24 protein-coding genes and 1 other RNA gene are annotated in these 25886 nt (G+C 72.2%); 9 read left to right on the top strand and 16 right to left on the bottom strand.

The annotated features are described in order from the left end of the window. Nucleotides 1-65 precede the first annotated feature (65 nt). Nucleotides 66-650, top strand: coding sequence for a hypothetical protein (locus ACODT0_RS05985; protein ID WP_489040856.1), 585 nt, complete (start codon nucleotides 66-68; stop codon nucleotides 648-650). A gap of 79 nt (nucleotides 651-729) precedes the next feature. Here the strand turns inward: ACODT0_RS05985 and ACODT0_RS05980 are convergent, their stop codons facing one another. The 8 genes from ACODT0_RS05980 to ACODT0_RS05945 form a co-directional block, all read right to left on the bottom strand. After that, on the bottom strand, nucleotides 730-1956 hold the full coding sequence (locus ACODT0_RS05980; protein ID WP_261211407.1) for a multidrug effflux MFS transporter: 1227 nt from the start codon (nucleotides 1954-1956) through the stop codon (nucleotides 730-732). Then, nucleotides 1953-3440, bottom strand: coding sequence for an efflux transporter outer membrane subunit (locus ACODT0_RS05975; RefSeq protein ID WP_489040855.1), 1488 nt, complete (start codon nucleotides 3438-3440; stop codon nucleotides 1953-1955). The genes ACODT0_RS05980 and ACODT0_RS05975 overlap by 4 nt, the downstream gene beginning before the upstream one ends. Next, nucleotides 3440-4411, bottom strand: a complete 972-nt coding sequence (locus tag ACODT0_RS05970; RefSeq protein ID WP_489040854.1) for an efflux RND transporter periplasmic adaptor subunit — start codon at nucleotides 4409-4411, stop codon at nucleotides 3440-3442. Before ACODT0_RS05970 ends, ACODT0_RS05975 begins: the two co-directional genes overlap by 1 nt. 7 nt (nucleotides 4412-4418) lie before the next feature. Then, complete coding sequence (locus ACODT0_RS05965; RefSeq protein ID WP_057593930.1) at nucleotides 4419-4625, bottom strand: DUF1656 domain-containing protein; 207 nt, start codon at nucleotides 4623-4625, stop codon at nucleotides 4419-4421. Further along, nucleotides 4622-6784, bottom strand: coding sequence for an FUSC family protein (locus ACODT0_RS05960; protein WP_489040853.1), 2163 nt, complete (start codon nucleotides 6782-6784; stop codon nucleotides 4622-4624). Before ACODT0_RS05960 ends, ACODT0_RS05965 begins: the two co-directional genes overlap by 4 nt. Next, the gene (locus ACODT0_RS05955; RefSeq protein WP_479671638.1) at nucleotides 6785-7288 is read right to left on the bottom strand and encodes a MarR family winged helix-turn-helix transcriptional regulator; all 504 of its coding nucleotides are present in this window, start codon (nucleotides 7286-7288) and stop codon (nucleotides 6785-6787) included. It abuts the gene before it with no gap. Between the two features lie 131 nt (nucleotides 7289-7419). Next, nucleotides 7420-7748, bottom strand: an RNA gene (rnpB, locus tag ACODT0_RS05950) — RNase P RNA component class A. Nucleotides 7749-7925: 177 nt separating this feature from the next. After that, complete coding sequence (locus ACODT0_RS05945; RefSeq protein WP_057593932.1) at nucleotides 7926-8720, bottom strand: AraC family transcriptional regulator; 795 nt, start codon at nucleotides 8718-8720, stop codon at nucleotides 7926-7928. A gap of 118 nt (nucleotides 8721-8838) precedes the next feature. Between ACODT0_RS05945 and ACODT0_RS05940 the strand changes: the two genes are divergently transcribed. Next, the gene (locus tag ACODT0_RS05940) at nucleotides 8839-9735 is read left to right on the top strand and encodes a DMT family transporter (protein ID WP_261211412.1); all 897 of its coding nucleotides are present in this window, start codon (nucleotides 8839-8841) and stop codon (nucleotides 9733-9735) included. Nucleotides 9736-9741: 6 nt separating this feature from the next. On the opposite strand, the gene ACODT0_RS05935 is transcribed toward ACODT0_RS05940, so the two are convergent. Next, nucleotides 9742-10692 carry a cupin domain-containing protein gene (locus ACODT0_RS05935; RefSeq protein WP_489040852.1) on the bottom strand — a complete coding sequence of 317 codons (951 nt, stop codon included), beginning with the start codon at nucleotides 10690-10692 and terminating at the stop codon, nucleotides 9742-9744. A gap of 99 nt (nucleotides 10693-10791) precedes the next feature. On the opposite strand from ACODT0_RS05935, the gene tehA reads away from it, so the two are divergent. From tehA to ACODT0_RS05905, 6 genes are all read left to right on the top strand, one after another. After that, entirely contained in the window at nucleotides 10792-11793 is a 1002-nt protein-coding gene (tehA, locus tag ACODT0_RS05930; RefSeq protein WP_489040851.1) for a dicarboxylate transporter/tellurite-resistance protein TehA, read from the top strand. 80 nt (nucleotides 11794-11873) lie between these two features. Further along, nucleotides 11874-12794, top strand: a complete 921-nt coding sequence (cysK, locus tag ACODT0_RS05925) for a cysteine synthase A (RefSeq protein ID WP_057593936.1) — start codon at nucleotides 11874-11876, stop codon at nucleotides 12792-12794. A gap of 95 nt (nucleotides 12795-12889) precedes the next feature. Beyond that, the gene (locus ACODT0_RS05920) at nucleotides 12890-14536 is read left to right on the top strand and encodes an NAD(P)/FAD-dependent oxidoreductase (protein WP_489040850.1); all 1647 of its coding nucleotides are present in this window, start codon (nucleotides 12890-12892) and stop codon (nucleotides 14534-14536) included. A gap of 85 nt (nucleotides 14537-14621) precedes the next feature. Then, nucleotides 14622-15113, top strand: coding sequence for a VUT family protein (locus tag ACODT0_RS05915; RefSeq protein WP_296738129.1), 492 nt, complete (start codon nucleotides 14622-14624; stop codon nucleotides 15111-15113). A gap of 23 nt (nucleotides 15114-15136) precedes the next feature. Beyond that, on the top strand, nucleotides 15137-15763 hold the full coding sequence (locus tag ACODT0_RS05910) for a flavin reductase family protein (protein WP_057593938.1): 627 nt from the start codon (nucleotides 15137-15139) through the stop codon (nucleotides 15761-15763). Nucleotides 15764-15834: 71 nt separating this feature from the next. Beyond that, the gene (locus ACODT0_RS05905; protein WP_296737960.1) at nucleotides 15835-16821 is read left to right on the top strand and encodes a ProQ/FinO family protein; all 987 of its coding nucleotides are present in this window, start codon (nucleotides 15835-15837) and stop codon (nucleotides 16819-16821) included. A gap of 10 nt (nucleotides 16822-16831) precedes the next feature. Here ACODT0_RS05905 and ACODT0_RS05900 read toward each other — a convergent pair whose 3' ends face one another. The 5 genes from ACODT0_RS05900 to pyrC all read right to left on the bottom strand — a co-directional run bounded on the left by ACODT0_RS05900 (nucleotide 16832) and on the right by pyrC (nucleotide 21080). After that, entirely contained in the window at nucleotides 16832-17293 is a 462-nt protein-coding gene (locus ACODT0_RS05900; RefSeq protein ID WP_296737957.1) for a DUF4304 domain-containing protein, read from the bottom strand. A 109-nt stretch (nucleotides 17294-17402) separates the two neighbouring features. Further along, a complete protein-coding gene (gene htpX / locus ACODT0_RS05895; RefSeq protein ID WP_057593941.1) occupies nucleotides 17403-18275 on the bottom strand; it encodes a protease HtpX in 873 nt (290 codons plus the stop codon). Between the two features lie 182 nt (nucleotides 18276-18457). After that, nucleotides 18458-19210, bottom strand: a complete 753-nt coding sequence (locus tag ACODT0_RS05890) for a DUF3025 domain-containing protein (protein WP_489040849.1) — start codon at nucleotides 19208-19210, stop codon at nucleotides 18458-18460. Nucleotides 19211-19221: 11 nt separating this feature from the next. Continuing rightward, nucleotides 19222-20052, bottom strand: a complete 831-nt coding sequence (locus ACODT0_RS05885; protein ID WP_489040848.1) for an NYN domain-containing protein — start codon at nucleotides 20050-20052, stop codon at nucleotides 19222-19224. Further along, a complete protein-coding gene (gene pyrC, locus ACODT0_RS05880; RefSeq protein ID WP_489040847.1) occupies nucleotides 20049-21080 on the bottom strand; it encodes a dihydroorotase in 1032 nt (343 codons plus the stop codon). Before pyrC ends, ACODT0_RS05885 begins: the two co-directional genes overlap by 4 nt. A gap of 200 nt (nucleotides 21081-21280) precedes the next feature. Between pyrC and ACODT0_RS05875 the strand changes: the two genes are divergently transcribed. Beyond that, entirely contained in the window at nucleotides 21281-23107 is a 1827-nt protein-coding gene (locus tag ACODT0_RS05875) for an ATP-binding response regulator (protein ID WP_489040846.1), read from the top strand. Between the two features lie 6 nt (nucleotides 23108-23113). Here the strand turns inward: ACODT0_RS05875 and ACODT0_RS05870 are convergent, their stop codons facing one another. Continuing rightward, nucleotides 23114-24556 carry a UdgX family uracil-DNA binding protein gene (locus ACODT0_RS05870; RefSeq protein ID WP_489040845.1) on the bottom strand — a complete coding sequence of 481 codons (1443 nt, stop codon included), beginning with the start codon at nucleotides 24554-24556 and terminating at the stop codon, nucleotides 23114-23116. 11 nt (nucleotides 24557-24567) lie between these two features. Continuing rightward, on the bottom strand, nucleotides 24568-25821 hold the full coding sequence (locus tag ACODT0_RS05865) for a putative DNA modification/repair radical SAM protein (protein WP_489040844.1): 1254 nt from the start codon (nucleotides 25819-25821) through the stop codon (nucleotides 24568-24570). Between the last annotated feature and the right edge of the window lie 65 nt (nucleotides 25822-25886).

The raw sequence follows: 25886 nt of genomic DNA, 5'->3' as shown, positions 1-25886 counted from the left end.
ACCGCATGTTCGCGGCCTGCTTTTTCAGCCAGCGGCTTCGCGCCGCCGACAGGAGACCCCAAGCCATGAAGTTCGGATCGATTCCCGCCACCGAGGCCGCGCCCTTCCCGCGCCGCCTGCCCGCCACGGTGGCGGCCCTCGCCCTCGCCTCGCTCGGCGGCTGCTCGGTGTTCGAGCCGCTGATGCCCGCGTCCCCGCCGCCGCCGGCTCCCGCGCCGCCGCCCATCGTGTCGAGGGACGGCCTGGCGCCGATCACCGAGGACCAGGTCGAGCGCATCCGCGAGCAGATCGCCGCCAAGCCGCCGACGCCGGCCGTGGGCCGCGTGGTGCGCAGCGCCTCCCCGACCATCGAGTCCTTCCTGCGCACCGAGGGTTGCATCACCGCGCGCAACGGCGCGGTGCTCAATCCCTTCGCGGCGCCGGGCCGGCTGTTCGACGCCCAGGGCTTCCAGGGCGGGCCGATGGCGCAGATGCAGTACCACGACAAGACCGCCTGCGTGACCGTCAAGCGGATCCAGAACTGGAAGATGGTGTCGCCGAAGCTGCTGCGCTTCGACGTGGTCTACGTGGGCGACGACGGGGAGGAGCGTTCGGTGAAGCGGCACGAGCTGGTGCGGCAGCCGAAGGGCGGGTGGTTGTTCGCGAAGTGAGCCCGTCACCGTTCAGGCTGAGCTTGTCGAAGCCTTGCGCGAGGCTTCGACAGGCTCAGCCCGAACGGGTGGGAATGGCTCAGCCCGAATGAGCTGAAACGGGCACCACCTTGCGCTGCGACCGCAGCGCCACCGCGAACGACAGCTGCGCCACGATCCCCGCCCCCGCGAGCACCAGCGCCGAGGCCAGCGCGGGATTGCGGTGCCCCATGCCCGCGAGCGCGGTGCACAGCGCGCCCACGGCCATCTGCGTGAAGCCGTAGAGGCCCGAGGCCGAGCCGATGATCTGCGGGTTGACGCCGATGGCCTGCGTGAGCGCGGCCGGCGAAGCCATGCCGACGCCGACGGTGAACAGGAACATGCTGGCCACGATCAGCGGCACCGACAGCCGGTCGGTGAGCGCGGCGCCCAGCAGCACGAAGGCCGCGAGCACGCTGAGCGCGTTGGAGCGGATCATCAGCCGGTCGACGCGCACGCGCGCGATCAGGTGGCTGGTGAGGAAGCTGCCGAGCCACACGCCCGAGACCAGGATGGCGAGGTAGATGCCGGCCTCGTGCGCGGGCCGGTGCAGCTGGTCGACGAAGATGAACGGCGCCGAGGCGACGAAGGCATACATCGAGGTGGTGGCGCAGCCGCCGCCGACGGAGAAGCCGAGGAAGGCCGGCGAGCGCAGCAGGCGCGCGTAGTTGCGCGCGAGCGCGGGCGCGCTGACGGCGGCGCCGGGCCGGCCGGTCTCGGGCAGCAGGCGCCAGGTGAACAGCAGGCCGACGATGCCGAGCGCGAACAGGCCGTAGAAGATCGAGCGCCAGCCCAGGGCGGTGGCCAGCGCGCCGCCGACCAGCGGCGCGATGCTCGGGCCCACGGTCACCATCAGGTTCATCAGCGCGAGGCGGCGCGTGGCCTCCTGCGGCTCGGCGGTGTCGCGCACGATGCTGCGCCCGAGCACCAGGCCCGCGCAGCCGCCCATGGCCTGGAACAGCCGCGCGGTGATCAGCGCATGCACCTCGGGCGCGAGCGCGGCGGCCAGGCCGGCGGCGGTGTAGAGGGAGAGGCCCGCGAGCAGCACCGGCCGGCGGCCGAAGCGGTCGGCCAGCGGGCCGTACACCAGCTGCCCGACGGCCAGGCCGAAGATGTAGAGGCTCACCGTCATCTGCATCTCGCCGATGCCGGCACCGAGGCTGCGCGCGGCGATCGGCAACGCGGGCACGAAGATGTGCATGGCCAGGGTGCCGCTGAAGGTGACGAGCGCGAGCAGCCACAGCGGCGCGTGCGCGGCGCGCGGCACGGGAATGGCGTTCGTGCTCACTGCTTGCGTGCCTCGCTGCCGGTGGCGGCGAGCCGGTCGCCGTCGTCCGTCTCCCAGCCGCCGCCCAGCGCCATGAACAGCACGATCTGGTCGTCCGACAGCTGCGCCTCGCTGGCCGCCAGCGCGGCATCGCTCGCGGCCAGCGCACGCTCGGCATCGAGCGCGTCGAGGTAGGCGGTGCGGCCGTTGCGGTAGAGCTGGCGCGCCTGCGCGGCGACGGTGGCGCTCTCGTCGCGCGCGGCCTGCAGCGCGGCGCGGCGGTCGAGCTCGCGCGCGTAGTTGCCGAGCGCCGACTCGGTCTCGCGCAGCGCGGTGAGCACGGTGCCGTCGAACTTCGCGAGCGCCGCGCGCGTGCCGGCCTCGGCCTGTGCGATGCGGGCCTGCGCGATGCCGGTGTTGGGCACGGTCCACGAGATCAGCGGGCCGAGGCTCCAGCCGAAGGTGCCCTTGCGGCCGAAGTCCTCGGCCGGGCCGGCCGACGAGGCCGACAGGCCCAGGGTGATCTTCGGATAGAGGTCGGCCGTGGCGACGCCGATGCGCGCGGTGGCCTGGGCCAGGCTGCGCTCGGCCTGGCGGATGTCGGGCCGGCGGCGCAGCAGCGCGGCGCCGTCGCCCACCGGCACGGTGCCGGCCACGCGCGGCGGCACGGCGCAGTCGGCGAGCTCGCGCGGGAAGTCCTGCGGCAGTTCGCCCGTGAGCGTGGCGAGGCGGTAGAGCGCGTTCTGGCGCTCGGCCACGAGCGGCGGCAGCGCGGCCGTGAGCTGCTGCAGCTGCGCGCGGGCACGGCCGGTGTCGAGCGCGCCGGCACGGCCGGCCTCGTGCAGCTTCGCGGTGACGTCGACCGCCTCCTGCTGCAGCCGCACCGATTTCTGCGCGATCGACAAGCGCAGGCCGGTGGAGCAGGCCTCGGCATAGGCACGCGCGGTGCCGGCCGCGACGTTCACGCGCACCAGGTCGAGCGCGGCCGCGGCCGACGCGGTGCCGGCCTCGGCAGCCTCGGCGGCGCGGCGGATCTGGCCGAACAGGTCGACCTGGTAGGACAGCGACAGGCCGCTGCTGTAATTGAAGCGGTCCGGCGGCTCGTAGTCCTTCTGCAGCAATTGCAGGCCCGAGACATGGCCGAACGAGGGCCCGCCGTTCACGCCGATGACGGGGCGCTTGCCGCCGGCCACCTCGGCCTCGATGGCGCGCTCGCGCTCGAGGTTGGCGACCGCCTGGCGCAGGTCGGTGTTGTGCGCGAGCGCCTGCTCCACCAGCCGGTCGAGCCGCGGGTCGCGGTACAGCCGCCACCAGTGCGGCGGCAGCGGCACGGCCTGCAGGCCGGCGGCGGGGTTGGCTTCGGCGAAGGGCCGGCCGGCCGCGGGCTGGCTCGCGATGGCCTCGTCGGGCTGGCGGTAGTCGGGGCCGACGCTGCCGCAGGCCGCGAGCGCCGCGGCGGCGGCCAGCGCGGCGATGCGCAGCACGGCGCGGGATGCGTTGGCCATCATCCTTCCTTCCTGGCGCCGCTCTTGGCCTCGGCATCGGCGGCGGTCTTCTCGCGCTGCGCCTCGGCCCGCTCGAGCACCTGCACCGTCACCGTCTGCCCCGCCACCAGCCGCGCGCCCGCGGGCAGCGGATCGAGCTTCACGCGCACCGGGATGCGCTGCGCGAGCCGCACCCAGTTGAAGGTGGGATTCACGCTCGGCAGCAGGTTGGCGCTGGTCGAGCGGTCGCGGTCGGCGATGCCGGCGGCCACGCTCTCGACGGTGCCGCCGAGCACCGCGCCGCCGCCCATCGGCATGACGTGCACGCGGTCGCCTAAGTGGATGCGCGGCAGCTTGGTTTCCTCGAAGTAGCCCTCGACGTAGAAGGAGCGCGCATCGACCAGCGCGAGCACCGGCCGGCCCGCGGCCGCGTAGCTGCCCTGGCGCAGGTCGAGGTTGGTGACCAGGCCGTCGGCCGGCGCGCGCACCTCGGCGCGCTGCAGGTTCAGCCGCGCCGAATCGAGCGCGACCTCGGCCTGCGCGACGGCGGCGCGCGCCTGCTCGACACGCGCGCGGGTCTGTTCGCGCGCTTCCTGCGAGACCAGCGCCTCGAGCCCCGCGTTGCGCGCGTTCTCGCGCTGGGCCTGCGCGCTCATGGCGCGTTGCGCGGCGAGCGCGGCCTGGGCCTGGCGCACGGCCAGGTCGTAGCGCGCGCGGTCGACCTCGAACAGCAGGGTGCCGGCGGCCACCGACTGGTTGTCCTGCACCGGCACGGCCGTGACCAGGCCCGAGACGTCGGGCGCGATCTGGACCACGTTGGCCCGCACGCGGCCGTCGCGCGTCCAGGGCGCGAGCTCGTAGTGGTCCCAGAGGCGAAAGCCGGCCCAGACGGCGGCGGCCACCACGGCCGCGGTGACGAGGATGCGCAGCGCGCTGGCGGGCCAGGTGCGGGCGCCGGCCTTGTTGTTGTCGTTGGATGTGTTGGCGGTCATGGTGTGGTCATTGCAGGGAGGTCGTGGCGCGGCTCAGCGCATAGAGCAGCAGCAGGTAGAGCGCCATGTCGAACAGGGCCGGGTGCCAGACCCAGCGGTAAAGGCCGGTGGCGGCCAGCAGCCGGCGCACGCCCCACAGGGCCAGCAGCGCGGCGCCGGCCAGCAGCATCAGCCAGGGCACGTAGAGGCCGTAGAAACTCGCTTCGCCGATCATCGGGACACTCCTTGCGCGGGAACTGGAACAGCGGAGGCCGCGCGCATCGGCGGTGCCTCCGGAAAGAGATTGCGGCGCAGCCCCACCAGCGCGGTGACGGCCGAGCGCGCGTCGGCACTCGACGCACCCGCGGTGCCGAGCATCGAGGCCAGCGCCTCGTCGATGCGCGCCAGCAGGCTCGCGGGCCGCGCGGCCACGCGGCCACCGGCGCGCTGGCGGAAGAAGCGCGCGATGTCGCCGAGCAGCGCGCTCGCCGAGGCCAGCGGCAGCTGCGCGCGCACGCGCTGCAGCGCATCGATGTCGGCACCCATGCGCAGGTCGCGCAGCGCGTCGTCGGCGGCCACGCCCTCGATGCGGCCGCCGGCCTGCGCGATGCGCGGTGCCAGCAGGCCGATGCGGTCGAGCATGCGCACCGCGTAGGCGTCGCCGGGCACGCCACGGCGCTGGGCCGACGGCGACAGGCTCGCGGGCGTGGCCGCGGCCGCGCCGGCCATCTCGCCGAGCTCGCGCCAGGTGGCGCGCTGGATGCGGCGCGCGCTCCAGTCGGCGCCCACCGAGCGCACCAGCCGTGTGACGAAGGCCGCGGCCACCACGCCGAAGACCTGGCCCAGCATGCTGTTGATGAAGCTCACGATGTCGGCGGTGGCGGTGTCGTGCATCGCCAGCGTGCCCGCGACGCCGAACAGCAACGCCATCGCGGCCATGAAGTAGGCCGGCCGGGCCATGTACAGGCCCAGTGCCAGGAACACCGGCGCGCAGACCGCGACCAGCATGCCGAAGTCGTGCACCAGCGGCAGCAGCACCAGCACGTAGAGCGCGGAGATCGGGATCGACCACAGCGTCCACTTGAGGAAGCCCTGGATCGCGGGCACCGGGTCGTCCATGGTGGCGAAGAAGCAGCAGAAGACCGCGGCCATCATGGTGGCCGCCGAGCCCATCGACCAGCCGGTGAGGATCCAGAACGCGCCGCACAGGCAGATGGCGAGCACGGCCGCGAGCGCCGACAGCAGCGCCATGCCGCGGTCGAGGTGCAGCACGCGGTTGCCGAGCGCGGCGATGCGGCGCGGCGGCACCGCGCCCTTGAGGCCGTCGTCGATGTCGGCGCGCAGCCGCGCGCAGGCGCGCCAGCCCTCGACCAGTTCCTCGAGCCGGCCCGCGAGCGCGATGCGCAGCGCGCGGCCCCAGGCGGAGACGGAGGCATCGGGTCGCGTGGCGGCGAGCGCGGCAAGGGTCGCGCGCAAGGCCTGCAGGCGCGCATCGTCCGAAGTGCCGGCGCCCTCCTCGCGCAGCCACTGCCCGGTCTGCGCGAGCAGCGCGGCCACGTCGGGCGCGATGGCGCCCTCGGCCTGCTCGAGCGCGAGCAGCCGGTCTTCCACCGCCGACAGCGCGGGCGTGAGCGCGGCCACGCGGTCCTGCATGGCGCGGATCGCGCCGGCGGTCCAGCGCAGGTGCGTGGTGTCGAAGGGCACGTGGGTCGACAGGATGCGCAGCTGCGTGATGTCGCCCGCGAGGCGGCGCCGGTCGTCGGCCAGGCGCTTCGGGTCGGCATCGGCGCGGCGCGCGGGCGTGCCCGTGGCGCTGGCGGGCGGCTGCAGCAGGTCGCCGAGCCACTTGCGCGCGTCCTGCAGGGTGCGGTCGAGCAGGCCCAGCACCGTGGGGCCCATGCCGGCCGGCAGCACCAGGCTGTGCAGCAGCGTGGCGCAGAAGATGCCCAGGCCGATCTCCTCGACGCGCGCGACGGCGGTGTCGAACAGCGCCTCGGGCGCCTGCACCGAGGGAAAGCCGATCAGCGCGGCGGTGTAGCCCGCGAGCATGAAGACATAGGAGCGCGGCGTGCGGTCGAACAGCGAGATGCACAGGCACAGGCCGACCCACAGCGCGAGCACCAGCGTCAGCAGCTCGGGCGCGTTCGACAGCGCGGGCACCAGCAGCACGGTGGCGGTGCTGCCGATCAGCGTGCCGCAGAAGCGATAGACCGCCTTGGAGCGCACCGCGCCGGCCAGCGGATGGGCGACGACGTAGGTGGTCATCAGGGCCCAGAACGGACGCGGCAGGCCGGCGCGGCTGGCGAGGTACATCGCGAGCATCGCGGCGGCGAAGCTCTTGGTGGAGAAGACGATCTCGGCGCGGCTGAAGCGCGGCAGGCTCAACGAGGGCATCTAGCGTCGCCCCTCGGCCGGTGCGCCGCGGCCCAGCCGTTCCTCGAGCACCGCGAACACGCGCAGGCAGGCCGCGAGGTCCTCGTCGGACACGCCCTCGAACAGCGCGGCGCGCATCAGGCTCAGCGCGGCCTCGATGGGTTCGCAGGCGGCCTCGCCCGCGGGCGTGAGATGCAGGGTCTTGGCGCGGCGGTCGGCCGGGTCCTCGCGGCGCTCGACATAGCCGGCCTCCACGAGCTGGTCGAGCGAGCGCACCAGCGAGGGCCCCTCGATGCCCAGCGCCTCGGCCAGCACGCCCTGGCGCACGCCCTGCTCCATGCGGCCGATCATCACCACCGGCCAGGCCAGGGTCTGCGACAGGCCCACGTGCGCGACCGCCTTGTCGGCCGCGGCGCGGTAGCCGCGCTGCAGGGTCGAGAACTGCATGCCGAGCTTCATCAGCGCGGCTTCGCGCGCTTCCTTTTTCTTCTTCCGGCCGGCGGGCGGAGTGACCGGTTCGGCCATGGCAAGGCTCCCAATTAGTTAGCTTGCTATCGATTATACGGGTTTACCCCAGATCGTGCCGGCCATGCCGACGGGCGGGTCATGCGCCGAGAGGCATGACCCGACGAAGAACGTTGGGGGAAGAAATAAAAGTGTGAAGCGCGCCGATAAGCCGGATTCTGTGCACCGGACCTCTCTTGCGAAATGCCCGGCGTGACCGCCATTACTCTGGGCCGTCTGTCGCCAGACGGCTCGATGCCACCTACCCGCCAGCTCAGCGGAACCACCTCGATACTGGCCTACTTGGTGTTGCTGCGCGCAGAGATTGCCCGTTTCACCCGAACTGAATCGGCTCGTCTCTGTTGCTCTGATCCTCACCTCACGGTGGAGAGCCGTTAGCTCCTGCGCTGTCCTGTGCAGTCCGGACGTTCCTCCAGTGCGGCCTTTCGGCACTTGCACCAGCGGCGGTCTGGCACGCTTCACGGAACGGATTATCGCCGCAGGAAGCGACCGCGATCGAAAGCGGGATCGGACAACCGGACGCAGAGGACGCGAAGGTGTCGCGAAGGACGCAAAAGAAACCCCGAAAGATTTTTTATGGAAGTCCTTTCGCGACCTTCGCGGAATCTTCGCGTCCTCTGCGTCCGGCTGTTTGCCTTCAAGCGATCCCGCAGAACTCCCGCCGGTACTGCTCCGGCGTCGTGCCCGCCTCGCGCTGGAACATCGCGATGAAGGCCGAGGCCGTGCTGTAGCCGAGGTCGAAGGCGATCTCCTGCACCGTGCGGCCGGCCTCCAGCGCATCGATGGCGCGCAGGAAGCGCAGCCGCTGGCGCCAGTCGCCGAAGGACATGCCGAGTTCGCGCTGGCACTGGCGCGCGAGCGTGCGCTCGGTCATGTGCACGCTCGCGGCCCACTCGGCCAGCGAGCGGTGGTCGCCGGGCTCGGCCTGCAGCGCCTCGAGCACGCCGACCAGCGCGGGCGAGGCGGCCGCGGGCAGGTAGCAGCGCAGCACCTCGGCGCGCGCGAGCTGGTCGACCACCACCTGCGCGAGCCGCAGGTCGGCCGGCGTGACGGGCTCGTTCACATCGCGCGCGGCGAAGTCGGCCAGCACGCTGCGGACGATCGGGCTGATGCGCACGGTGCAGGGCTGCGCGGGCAGCTCGGCGCACAGCGCGGGCACGATGTAGACGGTGCGGTAGACCACCGCATGGCGCAGCGTGCAGCTGTGCACCACCCGCGGCGGGATCCACACCGCGTACTGCGGCGGCGAGAGGAAGCGCAGGCCCTCGGCCTCCATCTGCATGGTGCCGTGCGCGGTGTAGTTGAGATGGCCCCAGCTGTGGCTGTGCGGCGCGGCCAAGGTGTCGGCGCCGAATTCGTCCCAGTTGAAATAGAACGGGCCGGCCTTGTGCTCCACGTCCTGGATCGACAGGTAGCGCGCGCGATCGGCCATGGCGGGGCGGTTCCTCGAAAGAGCGTCCGGAATTCCGGACCGGTTGTCCTGATCGAGCTATATGCCGCAGGACGGACGCACCGATGATAGCCCCGCCTCCTCCTGAAAGTCCTGTCCCATGTGGCCCTATGCCTTCCCCCTGCTCGCCGTCGTCATCTGGTCGGGCAACACCGTCGTCAGCAAGATGGCGGCCGGCACCATCGCGCCGGCCGAGATCAGCTTCTACCGCTGGCTGCTCGCGGCCCTGCTGTTCACGCCGCTGGCGCTGCGCCCGGTGCTGCGCAACTGGCGCGCGATCCGCCCGCAGCTGGGCCGCATCGCGGTGCTCGGCCTGCTGGGCATGGTGGTCTACCAGAGCCTCGCCTACTACGCGGCCTACATGACCACGGCCACGCACATGGGGATCATCGGCTCGCTCACGCCGATGATGGTGCTGGCGCTGTCGATCCTGCTGCTGGGCCAGCGGCTCACGGCCGGCGCGGTGGCGGGCTCGCTGGTGTCGATCGCGGGCGTGGCGGTGGTGGTGTCCTCGGGCAACCTCGGCACGCTGCTCGAGAGCGGCGCCAACCTGGGCGACGGCCTGATGCTGCTGGCGATGCTGGCCTATGCGGTCTACGTGATCCTGCTCAAGCGCTGGGGCATGAAGGAAGTGCCCGCGCTGCAGCTGCTCTACCTGCAGATCGTGTGCGCGGTGATCGTGCTGCTGCCGCTGTACCTGCTGACGCCGCGCATGGGCCTGTCGGCCGCCAACCTGCCGCTGATCGGCTTCGCGGGCCTCGGCGCCTCGATGCTCGCGCCGCTGGTGTGGATGCACACGGTGGCCCACATCGGTCCGAGCCGCGCGAGCATGTTCTTCAACCTGATCCCGCTGTTCACCGCACTGATCGCGGCGGCGGTGATCGGCGAATCGCTCGCGGCCTATCACGCGGTCGGCGGCGTGCTGACGGTGGCCGGCGTGCTGCTGGCCGAGCTGTGGAAGGCGCCACTGCGGCGCCCGGTGCTGGCCGGGTCCTGAGCCGCTTCAGCCGGCCGCCGCGGCGCGCCGGAAGCGCCCCGGCGTGAGGCCCGCATGGCGCGCGAAGGCGCGATTGAACGCGGCCTCGGAGCGGTAGCCGACGGCCTCGCCGACCGAGGCCGTGTCCTGCCCGCCCTGCGCGAGCAGGCGCGACGCGAGCTCCATCCGCAGGCTGGTCAGCAGCTCGAGCGGGCCGGTGCCCGTGCGGCGCGCGAACTCGCGCCCGAAGGTGGCGCGCGAGAGGTGGCAGCGCTCGGCCAGCGAGGCCACGGTCCAGTCGTGCTGCGGCGCATCGAGCATGGCCTTGAGCGCGCCCGCCAGCCGCGGGCTGGCCATCAGGCCCAGCACGCCCGAGAGCTCGGGCCGGGTGTCGAGGCAGGCGCGCACCGCCAGCGTGAACAGCGTGCCCGAGAGCTGCGCCACGATGGCCTGCGCGCCGGCGTTCTGCTGCTCGATCTCGTGCGCCATCAGCCGCACCAGGCCCTGCAGCCAGCCGTACTCGGGCCGCTGGCCGAAGGGGATCACCAGCGGATCGGGCAGCGCGTCGAGCAAGGTGCTGCGGCGCCGGCCCGGGAACTCGAACTCGCCGCAGAGGATGTCGGTGTCGGCCTTCGCGGGACGCGGCAGGTTGGTCTTGAGGTCGACCAGCTCGCCCTTGCGCAGGCGGATCGGGCGCATGTCCTCCGGCGGCTCTCCCGGCTCCGGCCCGCGCCCCGCGGTGCGCAGCACGTGCGCCTGGCCGTGCGGCAGGATCACGAGGCTGCCCTCCTCCAGCGGCAGCAGCGTGCCGCTGGCCGGCAGCCACAGCTCGCAGCGCCCGCGCATCAGGATGTGGAAGGGCGCGCGCCACGGGCCGATGGCCTCGTGCGGCGCGGCCCAGTCCTGGCCGAACAGGCAGCGCAGGTCCATGCGGCCGCGCGGGGCCAGCCAGGCTACGAGTTCGCTCAGGGCATCCATGGTGTGAGACGTTGGAGCAATTTTTTCAGCCGGATCGGCATTCAAAATCCTAGCATGCAGGCCTACAGTTCATTCACCGACTTCCACGAGGTGAACAGAATGACTTCCGATCTCGTCCCCGCCGCCGCACCGGCCGCCGCATCGGCCCGCGGCCCGATTCCCGTCTCCTTCTTCAGCATCGCCGTCGGCCTGCTCGCGCTGGCCGCGGCCTGGCGCGCGGCGACGCCGCTGTGGCAGCTGCCACCCGAGGCCGCGCAGGCCCTGACCTGGGCCGGCATCGCCGTCTGGCTGGTGCTGCTGGTGCTCTACGCCGCCAAGTGGCTGCGCCATCCCGACGAGGCGCGCGCCGAGCTCGAGCACCCGGTGCAGTCGTCGTTCGCGGCGCTGGGCCCGGTGGCCAGCATGCTGGCGGCGGTCGCGCTGCTGCCCTACGCACGCCCGGTGGCGCTGGCCGTGTTCGCGCTGGCGGTCACGGCGCAGCTCGCGCTCGGCCTGCGGCTCTATGGCCGCACCTGGCAGGGCGGCCGCGCGCCGGCCTCGGTCACGCCGGCGATCTACCTGCCGGCGGTGGCGCAGAACTTCGTCGCCGGCACCGCGGCCGCGGCCTTCGGCTGGCCGCAGCTGGGCCTGCTGTTCTTCGGCGCGGGGCTGTTCTCGTGGCTCGCGCTCGAATCGCTGATCCTGCACCGCGCCGCCACGCAAGATCCGCTGCCCGAGGCGCAGCGCCCGCTGCTGGGCATCCAGCTCGCGCCGGCCGTGGTCGGCGGCGGCACCTGGCTCGCGGTCAACGGCGGCGTGCCCGACCTGTTCGCGCAGATCCTGCTGGGCTACGGCCTCTACCAGGCCCTGCTGCTGCTGCGCCTGCTGCCGTGGATCTCGCGCCAGTCGTTCACGCCCGGCTACTGGGCCTTCAGCTTCGGCGTGGGCGCGCTGCCGACGCTCGCGATGCGGCTGGTGGCGGCCGGCGCCACGGGGCCGGTGCGCTGGCTCGCGCCGCTGCTGTTCGTGGCCGCCAACGCGATCGTCGGACTGCTCGTGGCGCGCACCGTGGCGCTGCTGGTGCGCGGCCGGCTGCTGCCGGTTGCAACACCTTCGCGCTGAAAGGTCCGCGGGCTGGTCTCACAATGCGCGCTGTCGTTGCGACAACCATCGAACCGAACGCATCCAAGGAGATTCCATCCATGAAGGCCCAGAACATCCTCCAGACCATCGGCAACACGCCGCACGTGCGCATCCAGCGCCTGTTCGGCAACGCGAAGCAGCAGGTCTGGGTCAAGGCCGAACGCGCCAACCCCGGCGGCTCGATCAAGGACCGCATCGCGCTCGCGATGGTGGAGGACGCCGAGAAGAGCGGCGCGCTCAAGCCCGGCGGCACCATCGTCGAGCCCACCTCGGGCAACACCGGCATCGGCCTGGCGATGGTCGCGGCCGTCAAGGGCTACAAGCTGATCCTGGTGATGCCCGACAGCATGTCGGTGGAGCGCCGCCGGCTGATGCTGGCCTACGGCGCCACCTTCGACCTGACGCCGCGCGCGGGCGGCATGAAGGCCTCGATCGCGCGCGCCGAGGAGATCGTCGCGGGCACGCCCGGCGCCTGGATGCCGCAGCAGTTCAACAACCCGGCCAACGTCGAGGTGCACGTGCGCACCACGGCCGAGGAGATCGCGGCCGACTTCCCCGAGGGCATCGACGTGCTGATCACCGGCGTGGGCACCGGCGGCCACATCACCGGCGTGGCGCGCGTGCTCAAGAAGAAGTGGCCGAAGCTGCAGGTGTTCGCGGTCGAGCCCGTGGCCTCGCCCGTGATCTCGGGCGGCCAGCCCGCGCCGCACCCGATCCAGGGCATCGGCGCCGGCTTCATCCCGAAGAACCTCGACACCGCGCTGCTCGACGGCGTGCTGCAGGTCGATGCCGAGCCCGCGCGCGAGATGGCGCGCCGCTGCGCCACCGAGGAAGGCATGCTGGTGGGCATCTCCTCGGGCGCCACGCTGGCGGCCATCGCGCAGAAGCTGCCCTCGCTGCCCGAGAACGCGGTGGTGCTGGGCTTCAACTACGACACCGGCGAGCGCTACCTGTCGGTCGAAGGCTTCCTGCCCGCCTGATCCCCTCGCTTCCCCGCGTTGCGGCCAGCTATCCCTTTGATAGCGGCCCAACGCGTAAAATCGTCGGCCTGCTTGATAACCACAAGCCCCACGACATGCTGAGAATCTCCGAACTCAAACTTCCGCTCGACCATGCGCCCGAGGCGCTGGCCGCGCTGATCGCCCGCACCCTCGAGGTGCCGCCCGAGGCGATCGCCTCCCACACCGTCTACAAGCGCAGCTTCGATGCCCGCAAGGCCGAACTGCTGACGGTCTACATCTGCGACGTGGCGCTCGCCGACGCGAAACGCGAGGCCGCGCTGCTCGCCAGGCACGCCGGCCATCCGCACATCCAGAACGCGCCCGACATGCGCCACACGCTGCCGGCGGACGTACCCGCGGGCGCGAGCCGCCCGGTGGTGATCGGCTTCGGCCCCTGCGGCATCTTCGCGGCGCTGATGCTGGCGCAGATGGGCCTGCGCCCGATCGTGCTGGAGCGCGGCAAGACCGTGCGCCAGCGCACCAAGGACACCTGGGGCCTGTGGCGCAAGAGCGTGCTCGACCCCGAGTCGAACGTGCAGTTCGGCGAGGGCGGCGCCGGCACCTTCTCCGACGGCAAGCTCTACAGCCAGATCAAGGACCCGCGCTTCCTCGGCCGCAAGGTGATGGAGGAGTTCGTCAAGGCCGGCGCGCCGCCCGAGATCCTCTACGTCGCGCATCCGCACATCGGCACCTTCAAGTTGGTGAAGGTGGTGGAGAACATCCGCGAGCAGATCGTGGCGCTCGGCGGCGAGATCCGCTTCGAGCAGCGCGTGACCGACGTGCGCATCGAGGACGGCCAGCTGCGCGGCCTCACCGTGCTCGACCAGGCCACCGGCCGGAGCCACGAGCTGCGCGCCGACCACGTCGTGATGGCGCTCGGCCACAGCTCGCGCGACACCTTCGCGATGCTGCACGAGCGCGGCGTGCACATCGAGGCCAAGCCCTTCTCGATCGGCTTTCGCGTCGAGCATCCGCAGGGCCTGATCGACCGCGCGCGCTGGGGCCGCCATGCGGGCCACCCGATGCTGGGCGCGGCCGACTACAAGCTGGTGCACCACGCGAGCAATGGCCGCTCGGTCTACAGCTTCTGCATGTGCCCGGGCGGCACCGTGGTCGCGGCCACCAGCGAGCCGGGCCGCGTGGTCACCAACGGCATGAGCCAGTACTCGCGCGCCGAGCGCAACGCCAACGCGGGCATCGTGGTGGGCATCGACCCGCGCGACTACCCCGAGGGTCCGCTGGCCGGCATCGCGCTGCAGCGCGCGCTCGAGTCCAACGCCTTCGTGCTCGGCGGCGGCGACTACCGCGCGCCGGGCCAACTGGTGGGCGACTTCATCGCCGGCAAGCCCTCCACCCAGCTCGGCGAGGTGATGCCCTCGTACAAGCCCGGCGTGACGCCGACCGACCTGCATCGCGCGCTGCCCGACTTCGCGATCGAAGCGATGCGCGAGGCCTTCCCGGCCTTCGGCCGCAAGATCAAGGGCTTCGACCTGCACGACGCGGTGCTCACCGGCGTCGAGACGCGCACCTCCTCGCCGATCAAGATCACGCGCGGCGAGGACTTCCAGAGCCTCAACGTGCGCGGCCTCTATCCGGCCGGTGAGGGCGCGAGCTACGCGGGCGGCATCCTGTCGGCCGGCGTGGACGGCATCAAGGTCGCGGAGGCCGTGGCGCGCGGCCTGCGTGCCGAGGCCGAACGGCAGCGCACCGCCGCCGTCTGAGAACGCCATGACGACCACGAACGACCGCACTCCCCTCGCCTTCGCACGACCGGGCACCGGCGCCTTCGCGCTCGCCATCGGCGCGATGGCGCTGGTGGTGCTCGCCTCCAACATCCTGGTGCAGTTCGCGATCAACGACTGGCTGACCTGGGGCGCCTTCACCTACCCGGTCGCCTACCTCGTGAGCGACCTCGTCAACCGGCGCTTCGGCCCCGGCATGGCGCGCCGCGTGGCCTGGATCGGCTTCGCGGTGGCGGTGGCGGTGTCGCTGCTGCTCGCGCCGGCACGCATCGCGCTGGCCTCGGGCAGCGCCTTCATCGCCTCGCAGCTGCTCGACATCCGCGTCTTCGACCGCCTGCGCCGCGGCCTCTGGTGGCGCGCGCCGCTGGTGGCCACCGTGGTCGCGGCGGTGCTCGACAGCATCGTGTTCTGGGGCATTGCGTTCGCGGGCACCGAGGGCCCCTGGCTCACCTGGGCGCTCGGCGACCTCGGCGTGAAACTCGCGGTCGGCGTGTTCATGCTGCTGCCGTTCCGCCTGCTGATCGGCCGCCAGGCGATGCGCCCGGCCCTGCGCTGACCGAAGAACCCGGGATCCCTTCCATGCAGGACGACGACCGCTTCCATTTCTACGAGCCCGCGCTGGGCCACGGCCTGCCGCACGATCCGTTCAACGCGATCGTCGGCCCGCGGCCCATCGGCTGGATCTCCTCGCGCGATGCGCGGGGCGTGCTCAACCTCGCGCCCTACAGCTTCTTCAACGGCTTCAACTACACGCCGCCGATCGTCGGCTTCGCGAGCATCACGGCCAAGGACAGCCTGCGCAACATCCGCGAGACCGGCGAGTTCGGCTGGAACCTCGCCACGCGCCCGCTGGCCGAGCCGATGAACCAGAGCTGCGCCGCGGTGCCGCCCGAGGTCGACGAGTTCGCGCTCGCCGGGCTCACGCCCGCGCCTTCGCGCCGCATCGCGGTGCCGCGCGTGGCCGAGAGCCCGGTGTCCTTCGAATGCCGGCTGACGCAGATCGTGCAGCTGCAGGCCGCCGACGGCCGCGCCATCGAGACCTGGCTGGTGCTCGGCGAAGTGGTGGGCGTGCACATCGCGCGCGAACTGCTGCGCGAAGGCATCTACGACACCGCCGCGGCGCAGCCGATCCTGCGCGGCGGCGGCCCGGCGGACTATTTCGAGATCCGGCACGACAATCTGTTCAAGATGTTCCGGCCCCGCTGACGCGCACCGCGCGCCGCCCACCGACTTCCAACCCCTAATTCCGACTTCGCGCCCCGCGCCGAATCCCGAGCATGACCGACGCCCCCACCACCGCCCCGAAGACGAATCCGCGCAACAAGCCGCGTGGCCCTCGCCCGGACCTGGCCTCCCAGCTGCAGCAACTGCGCGGCGGTGCCGATGCCGCGCAGGAGCCCGGCGCCGAAGCCGCGCCCGCGGCCGGCGCCCGCCCCGAGGGCCAGGCGCAGCGCGACAACAACCCGCGCCGCAAGTCCCAGCGGCCGCAGCGCGGCCAGGGCCCGCGCGGCCCGCAGGGCGCCGCGCCGCAGCGCCAGCCGCAGGCCCAGGCGCAGCCCCAACAGCCCGAGCGCCCGGCGCGCAAGGTCAACCCGGTGCTCGAGCGCCTGTTCGAGCTCTATCCGCAGCTGTTCGGCGCGCGTTTCGTGCCGCTGAAGCTCGGCGTCTACGAGGACCTGCTCGCGCGCCATCCCGAGGACTTCAAGGCCGAGGACCTCAAGGTCGCGATGGGCCAGCATGCGCGTTCCACGCGCTACCTCGAGAGCGTGGCCGCCGGCCATCCGCGCCACGACCTCGACGGCAACGCGCTCGATCCGGTCGCGCCCGAGCACGTGCACCACGCCATCCTCGAGCTGCACCGCCGCCGCTCGCAGCGCACCGAGGGCGACCTGCGCCCGCAACTGGTGGCGCGCATCGCGCGCGCCATCGAGAGCTCGGGCCTGGACCGCGAGGCCTACGCCGTGCTCGTGCGCTCGCGCGACGAGAAGGCCAATGCCGTGGTCGACGAGGCGCTGGCCGAACTGGCGGCGCAGGCCGCCAAGCGCGAAGCCCTGCTGCGCGCCTTCGAGGCCAGCGGCCGCGGCGAGCAGGAGTTCGCCGACATGTACGGCATGAAGCCCGGCGAGGTGACGCGCACGCTGCAGCGCGCGCGCAAGGAACGCGAGGCACCGGCGCCCGCTGCGGCGGTGGTGGCGCAAGCCGAAACCGTGGCTGCGCCCGAGGCGGCGGCGCCCGCTCCGGAAGCCGCGCCCTCCGCGGATTGAGCGCCCGGCCCTACGGCATCGCGCCGTAGGGCGAGAGATTCGGCCCCACCTCGCCGCGCGCCAGCCAGGCCTCGACCTGCGGCAGCAGCCCGGCGACCGTGGCGGCGACCGCCCGGTAACCCGCGGCATCGTCGCCCCGCCCCGCGTACGAGAACCAGTCGGACGGCTGGCTGCTGAGGCCGCCGACCTGCTGCAGCCGCGCGCGGTTCTCGAGCGGTGCGTGCTCGAGCAGCAGGTCGCGCTGCGGCACCAGTTCGCCCCAGCTCGTCATCTTGTCGCCCGGCGGCTGCCACGCGGCTTCGAGGAAGAAGGAAGTACCGGCCTTGTCGTACTGCATGCTGATGAAATGCAGCACCTCGGCACGGTCGCGCCGATAGCGCGGAAAGCGGCCGTCGAACCCGCTCTCGTTCAACACGGGCACCAGGACGGCCTTGAGCGCGGCGGACATCTGCTGGCTGGGCGACTTGGACATGGTGCGGCACTCCTGAGAATCGAGGGGGCCGCAGTGTAGAAGCACCATGAAAAAAGCCGCCACCCGAAGGTGGCGGCCGTATGCCTCGAGGCATGTTCCGAGGTCGATCTCAGCGCGCGTTCTGCAGCGCCGCGATGCGCTCCTCGATCGGCGGGTGGGTGGCGAACAGCTTGCCCATGGCGCCGGTGATGCCCATCGCCTCGACCGCCTTCGGCAGTTCGCCGGCCGGCAGGCCGCCCAGGCGCGCGAGCGCGTTGACCATCGGCTGGCGGTTGCCCATCAGCGCGGCGGCGCCGGCATCGGCGCGGAACTCGCGCTGGCGCGAGAACCAGGCCACGACGATCGCGGCGGCGAAGCCCAGCACGATGTCGAGCACGATGGTGCTCACGTAGTAGCCGATGCCGGGGCCCGAGGAGCGGTCGTCGCCGCGGCGCAGGAAGCTGTCGACCGCGTAGCCGATCACGCGCGAGAGGAACACGACGAAGGTGTTCATCACGCCCTGGATCAGCGTCATCGTGACCATGTCGCCGTTGGCGATGTGGGCCACCTCGTGGCCGATCACGGCTTCGACCTCTTCGCGCGTCATGTTCTGCAGCAGGCCGGTGGACACCGCCACCAGCGAGGAATTCTTGAACGCGCCGGTCGCGAAGGCATTGGGCTCGCCCTCGAAGATGCCGACCTCGGGCATGCCGATGCCGGCCTTGTCGGCGAACTTGCGCACCGTGCCGACGATCCAGGCCTCGTCGGGCGTCTGGGGGTTGTCGATCATCTGCAGGCCCGCAGTCCACTTGGCCATGGGCTTGCTGATCAGCAGCGAGATGATCGCGCCGCCGAAGCCCATGATCAGCGCGAAGCCGAGCAGGGCCGTGAGGTTCAGCCCGTTGGCCGTGAGGAAGCGATTGACGCCGAGCAGGCTGGCGACCACGCCGAGCACCGCGACGACCATCACATTGGTCAGGACGAACAGAAGGATACGTTTCAAGTTGAATTCTCCGTGGGGGAACGCTGCCGACCAGATGAGGGCCTTGCGGCCCGCTTCAAGCCGTTCCTGCCGCGTCCGCCTCCCTGCCTGGGTTGTTGTTGGTTCTGGAGGAAGGCGTCGCGCGCGGCCGTGCGGCGGCAGGCGGGTAGACAGATGATAGGAGCAAAAGTTCTAGCAGCCCGCTATCCGGGGCCTGGCGCGGGGGATTCGGCGGCCGGCCGCGCGGGGCGGAAGACCTGGGCGTCGGCATAGAAATCGGGCGCCTCGTTGCCGGCCCACCAGCCCGGCACGCCGAGCACCGGCAGCGGCACGAAGGGCTTGGCGGTGAGCCAGGCGGGGTCGAGGCGACGCGCGAGCGCTTCGTCGTCCAGCCCATCGATGCCTTCGGTCAGCAGCACGTGCGCCGTGGCGGCCTTGCGCGGCGCCACCAGCTTCTCGAGCAGCGCATGGCCGAACACGCGCAGCCGCGCCTGCGCCCACAGCCCGCGCCGCGCGACGAACAGCGCCGGCCAGTCGCGCGCCGCCAGCGCGCGCCACAGTTCGGGCGGCGCCTCGAGCAGCGCGCCGTTCTCGTCGAACAGCGTGAGCGCGTCGCGCAGCGGCCCGCGCGTGGCACCGACGCCGGCGCGTTCGATCTCCGCGGCCTGCAGTTCGTTGAGACGGCGCTTGGCCCGCGGAAAGGCGCGCCACACGAGGCCGTTGAAGAAGTCGTGCAGGTTGTCGCGCGTGGGCACGGTGCCGGTCGCGAAGACGTGGGCCTCGTAGGCCCGGCCCGCGGGCAGCGCATGCTGCGGCACGAAGCCCGGCGGCCCCGCGCCTTGCAGCGCCCGCGCCACCGGCAGGCCTTGCGCGATGGCACTGGCCGCCGCTTCGCCCTGCGCGCGGTAGGGCGCGAGCCAGGGCCGGGTCCAGTCGATCGCGGCCGTGCCCGCCATCGCCGGCAGGATCAGGCGGCGTCCGCGCCCGTCCAGCGGATGCGGTCGGGATGCTGCGTGTGCCTGAACTCGGCCGTGAGCTTGTCGAACAGCTTGAGCGAGCTGCCGTTCTTGCCGAGCAGGCCCGCCTCGCGCAGCGCCTTCGCCACCTCGTTGAGCGGCACGTCGGTGCCGGCGCGCAGGGCGGGCACGGCGCGCAGCACGAATTCGGCGGCCTCGGAGATCTCGGGCGCCGGCGGCGGCACGGCGGCCACGGGTGCCGGCGCCGCGGCCTTCGCCACCTTTTTGGCCGCCGTCTTCTTCGCGGTCTTGGCGGCCGCCTTCTTCGCCGGCGCCTTCTTGGCCGGCGCGGTCTTCGCGGCGGCCTTCTTCGCCGCCGTCTTCCTGGCGGGCACGGTGCGCGCGGCCGGCGCCACGCCGTGGTGCGCGAGGTCCATGAAGCTGTCGTAGATGCCGACCGTCTCCTCGCCCGTCTTGCCCTGCTGGCCGATGCCGCAGACGCGGCAGCCCTTCTCGCGCAGCCGGATCACCAGCGGCGCGAAATCGGAATCGGAGGACACCAGCACCACCACGTCGGGCCGCTCGGCGATCGCGAGGTCGATGGCGTCGACCGACAGCGCGATGTCGGTGCTGTTCTTGCCGGCCGAGAGGTTGACCATCGGCCGCACCGACAGCCGCTTGAACAGCGCCTGCCGGTTCACGGCCATCTCGGCATTGCAGTAGGCGCGGCGCACGTGGATCGCGCCGTACTCGTCCATCGTGCGCTGCACGGCCTGCTCGATCACGTCGGCCGAGACGTTGTCGGCGTCGATCAGCAGCATCACCCGCAGCGTGGGGGTCATGCGAGTCTCCAGTGGATGGTTTCGCCGCCGCGCAGCGGCTTGAGCGTGGCATCGCCGTAAGGCACGGTCTCGGGCACGGTCCAGCTCTCGCGCTTGAGCGTGACGCTGTCGGCATGGCGCGGCAGGCCGTAGAAGTCGGGACCGTGGAAGCTCGCGAAGCCCTCGAGCTTGTCGAGCGCGCCGGCGTTGTCGAAGGCCTCGGCATAGAGCTCGATGGCGGTCAGCGCGGTGTAGCAGCCGGCGCAGCCCAGCGCGTGTTCCTTCAGGTGCGCCGGGTGCGGCGCGCTGTCGGTGCCGAGGAAGAAGCGGTCGCTGCCGCTGGTGGCGGCCTCGACCAGCGCCACGCGATGGGTCTCGCGCTTGAGCACCGGCAGGCAGTAGTAATGCGGGCGGATGCCGCCGGTGAAGATGGCGTTGCGGTTGTACAGCAGGTGGTGCGCGGTGATGGTGGCGGCCGTGAAGCGGCCGGCGTCGCGCACGTAGTGGGCGCCCTCCTTCGTGGTCAGGTGCTCGAACACCACCTTGAGCTCGGGGAAGTCGCGCCGCAGCGGAATCATCACGCGGTCGACGAACACGGCCTCGCGGTCGAACAGGTCGATCGCGGGATCGGTGACCTCGCCGTGCACCAGCAGCAGCAGGCCGTGCTTCTGCATCGCCTCGAGCGTCTTGTAGGTCTTGCGGATGTCGGTCACGCCGGCATCGCTGTTGGTGGTGGCGCCGGCCGGATAGAGCTTGAGCGCGCGCACGCCGGCCTCGGCCGCCTGCGCGATCTCCTCGGGCGGCAGCTTGTCGGTCAGGTAGAGCGACATCACCGGCTCGAAGCCGCTGCCCTCGGGCACGGCGGCGCGGATGCGGTCGCGGTAGGCCACGGCCTGGGCCGCGGTGGTCACGGGGGGACGCAGGTTCGGCATGATCAGCGCGCGGCCGAACTGGCGCGCGCTGTGGGGCACGACGGCTTCGAGGGCGGCGCCATCGCGCACGTGCAGGTGCCAGTCGTCGGGGCGGGTGATCGTGAGGGTGTCAGTCATGGCGCGGCGATTGTCGCACCCGCCCTCACGCACCGTGTGGACGCCCGGGCCGGGCATGACTTTGGGCACTTACCATGGGGCGAGGGGGCCGCCTAGGATGCGCCGATGACCATGCCGGCGGGCACCATCGGCAGCCGGCCATGGGCCCGGCCGGGCCGCGAACGCGAGACGGGGGAACCACCCCGCGGGGAGACTGCTTGATGAAAGACACGATGCCGGGACGCCTGGCACGGGACGCCACGCTCGAGCTGCGCGTGCTGCGCGAGCACCTGGCCTCGGTCTATGCCGGCCACACGACCGCGATCGCGGCGCACGGCGTCTTCGCGCTCGCGATCGGCGTCTTCGGCTACTTCAACGTGCTGCCCGAGCACCGCGCGCTGGTGCTGGGCATCGTCTCGGCCATCGTGCTGATGGACCTGTACGTGCTGCTGTCGAAGCGCTGGACGCCCGAGGTGCCGCTGGCCGACAGCCCGCGCTGGGCGCGCCGCTACACCGTCCACGTCACGCTGGTCAGCACGGTGACCGCGCCGGCCAGCCTGTTCCTGGTGGCGCTGCAGAGCCCCGCCATGACCACCTTCGTGACGGTCGTGATCATGGGCAGCTGGACCCGCGCGGTGCAGGCGCGCTGGCCGCTCAAGGGCGCGATGTTCGGCTACGGCATCCCGATGATGAGCGGGCTGATCGCCGCGCTGGTCTGGTACGGCCACATGCTGAACTGGTTCCTGGCCGGCTTCGCGCTGCTCAACCTGGTGCTCACGCTGCGCGAGGGCGTGAAGCAGAACGAGCGCCTGACGGCCTCGCTGATCCTGCAGTTCGAGAACGAGGCGCTGGCCGCCCAGCTGCGCGAGCAGGTCGCGGCCACCGAGCGCGCGAGCGCCGAGAAGACCCGCTTCCTGGCCGCCGCCAGCCACGACCTGCGCCAGCCCATGCATGCGATCGCGCTGTTCGGCGCGGCGCTGGGCAGCACGCTGCGGCGGCGGCCCGAGATCCAGAACGTGGAGCGGCTGATGCGCGCGGTCGATGCGCTGGGCGCCTCGCTCGACACCATGCTCGACATCTCGCGCCTCGACGCGGGCGTGGTCCAGGCGGCGCCGCGCGCGCTGTCGCTCGATGCCCTGCTGATCCCGCTGCACCACACCTTCTCGGCACAGGCCGAGCGCAAGCGGCTGCAGCTGCGCGTGCGCGCCAGCGGCCTGTGGATCCACAGCGATCCGCAACTGCTCTACCGCATGCTGTCGAACCTGGTCGACAACGCGCTCAAGTACACGACGCAGGGCGGCGTCACGGTGATCGCGCGCCCGCGCGGCGACCAGGCGTGGATCGAGGTGCGCGACACCGGCATCGGCATCGCGCCCGAACAGCGCGACCGCATCTTCGAGGAGTTCTACCAGGTCGACAACCTCGGGCGCGACCGCTCGCGCGGCCTGGGCATCGGCCTGTCGATCGTGCAGCGGCTCTCGCGCCTGCTCGGCCACCGCATCGAGCTGCGCTCCCACATCGGGCGCGGCACGCGCTTTCGGGTCGTGCTGCCGCTCGCCGAAGCCTCGGAAGGCTCGGCGGGTGCCTTCAGTCCGCAGGACCTCGAGCTGCCGGTGCGCCAGCGCTTCGAGGTGCCGGCGCTGCGCGGCCGCGTGCTGCTGATCGACGACGAGGAGGAGATCCGCAAGGCCATGACCGAACTCATGAGCGCCTACGGCATCGAGGTCGCGGCGGTGGCCGACGAGGCCGAGGCGGTGGCCCTGCTGACCGGGCCCGCGGCGCAGGACCCGCCGGTCGCGCTGCTGCTGTGCGACTACCGGCTGTCGAGCGGCGTCGACGGACTGGAGCTCGGCCTGCGGCTGCGCGAGCGCTTCCGGCTCGACGCGCCGATGCTGCTGATCACCGGCGAGACCGCGCCCGAGCGGCTGCAGCGCGTGCGCGCCTCGGGCGTGCCGGTGCTGTTCAAGCCGGTGACCGCGGCCATGCTGATGCAGGCCATGGCCGAGCTGGTGCCGGCCGAACGCCGCGCGGAAGAGCCCGGCGCCTGATCCCCTTCAGGCAACCGGCGCCGTGTCGCGCGCGCGGGCCAGCTCCTCGCGCCAGCGCGCCTGGGCCGCCTCGCGCTCCGCGTCGGGCAGCCGCAGCAGCGCCGACGGATGCAGCGTGACGAACACCGGCCGCCCGTCCGCGCGCTCGTGCAGCCAGGCGCCGCGCTCGGCCTGCACCGCCACCGGCCGGCCCAGCAGCGCGCGCGCCGCCGTGGCACCGAGCGCGACCAGCGAGCCGGGCCGCACCAGCGCGATCTCGGCATCGAGCCAATGGGCGCAGGCCTCGGCTTCGCGCTGCCCCGGCGTCTTGTGGATGCGCCGCTTGCCGCGCAGCTCGTACTTGAAATGCTTCACGGCATTGGCGAGGTAGACGCCCTCGCGCGCCCAGCCGAGCTGCGCCATCGCGCGCTCGAGCAGCTGGCCGGCCGGGCCGACGAAGGGCCGGCCCGCGAGGTCCTCCTGGTCGCCCGGCTGCTCGCCGACCAGCATGTGGCGCGGCGCGAGCGGCCCTTCGCCGCACACGGCCTGGGTGGCCTGCGCGCCGATCGGGCAGGCGCGACAGGCATGGGCGGCCGCGCGCAGTTCGCCGAGGTCGGCCGGCATCGCGCCCTCGGCCGGAAGCGGGTGCAGCGCCATCGGCGCGCGGATGCGCCGCGCGGGCGTGGCCGGCGCTTCGATCATCGACTGGCTGCGCGCGTCGGCAGCGTCGGCCAGCGGCTGGATCAGCGCGGCCTCGGGCAGGTTGTGCCAGTAGCGGCGCGGCATCTCGCGCTGCATGGTCGCGAACTTGAGCCGCGCGGGATTGAAGATGTGGGCGTAGTAGGTGAGCCAGAGCTGCTCGCCCGCATCGGGCGGCGGCTTCTCGCGGCGGTCGGCGCCCGCGCGGAACGACAGCGCATGGCCGTCCCATTCGACGCAGCGCTCGGGCGTGAGGATGGCCCAGCGCATCTGCGCGAAGCGGCGCGCGAAGAAGTCGGCATTGGCCTCGACGATGCGGTGCTCGGGCTCGAACCATGCGACATGGCGCTCGAGCCCGTCGTCGTCCGTCACCTGCGTGAAGCGCACGAAGGCGCGCATCTTGTGGATGTCGCGGTGCACGGCCTTGGCCATGCGCTGCGCCCGCATCATGTCGGCGTCGAGCGGATCGTGGCGCAGCGCGGGCTCGTGCGCGAGGCGCCAGAGCAGGCGGTAAAGCAGCGCGAAGCGCTGGGGATCGCGGTGCAGGATCACGTCGGCGCACAGCGCGACGAAAGCCGCGGGCACGGGCTGCAGCGCCGCGGTCGACGGTGCGATCGCCTGCTCGGGCGCATCGCCGAACAGGCCCTCTCCGCCATCGGACCGCGCCACGCCCCACTCGACCCGCTCGGGCGGCACGCCGTCGGCCAGCAGTTGCCGCGCGCGGCGCCGGAAACCGTCGAGGTCGACCGCGTCGTCGAGCCGCACCTGCATCGCGATGGCGCTCAGAACAGCGAGGCCTGCCGCGCGGGCTCGGCGCGCGCCGACGCCGCCATCGCCCCGGCCGCGGGCCGGTGCCCATCGGCCACCACGAAGGGCAGCACCTTGCGCGCGGGCACATGCAGCCGCCGCAGGTCGTCGGCGCGCACGCGGCGCACGCGCCTGGCCTGCAGCAGCCGATCGACCGCCTTCACGCCCAGGCCCGGCACGCGCAGCAGCAGCTCGCGCGGCGCATGGTTGAGGTCGACCGGGAAGCGCTCCGCATGCGCGAGCGCCCAGGCCATCTTGGGATCGACGTCGAGCCGCAGCAGGCCGTCGCGCTCGGCCACGATCTCGCCGTGCTCGAAGCCGTAGAAGCGCATCAGCCAGTCGGCCTGGTAGAGCCGGTGCTCGCGCAGCAGCGGCGGCGCGGCGAGCGGCAGCGCGCGCGCCGCGTCGGGGATCGGGCTGAAGGCCGAGTAGTAGACGCGGCGCAGCCGGTAGGCGCCATAGAGCGTGGCGCTGGTCGCGAGGATGGCGCGGTCGTCGGTGGCGTCGGCGCCCACGATCATCTGCGTGCTCTGGCCCGCGGGCGCGAACGGCGGCGGCTTCGCGGCCACGGGCGCCGCGCCCGGCAGCGCGCGGATCGGCACCACGCGGCGCGCCTCCTCGCGCGTGTCGTCGATCTGCAAGCGCAGCCGCGCCATCGAGCGGCGGATCGCGCTCTCGTCCTTCTCGGGTGCCAGGGCCTGCAGGCCCTCGGTGGTCGGCATCTCGACGTTGATGCTGAGCCGGTCGGCATAGCGGCCGGCGCGCGCGATCAGCTCGTCACTGGCATCGGGAATGGTCTTGAGGTGGATGTAGCCGCGGAAGTCGTGGTCCTCGCGCAGCGAGCGCGCGACCTCGACCACCTGCTCCATCGTGTGGTCGGGCGACTTGACGATGCCGCTCGAGAGGAACAGCCCCTCGATGCAGTTGCGGCGGTAGAAATCGAGCGTGAGCTGCACCACCTCGTCGGCGCGGAAACGCGCGCGCGGCACGTTGCTCGAGGCGCGGTTCACGCAGTAGAGGCAGTCGTACTGGCAGTGGTTGGTCAGCAGCACCTTGAGCAGCGAGATGCAGCGGCCGTCGGGCGCATAGCTGTGGCAGATGCCCATGCCCTCGGTCGAGCCGATGCCGCGCCCGCCCACCGAGTCGCGCGGCTGCGAGCCGCTCGACGCGCAGGAGGCGTCGTACTTGGCGGCATCGGCCAGGATGGCGAGCTTGTGCTGGAGGTCCATGGGCGGGCGGAAAATACTGTACGTTTATACAGATGTTAACCGTCCCGTCGCCCCGATGGCCCTGC

This window comes from Variovorax sp. FG153 (assembly GCF_057809595.1).
This window is presented reverse-complemented; position numbering and strand designations above follow the sequence as displayed.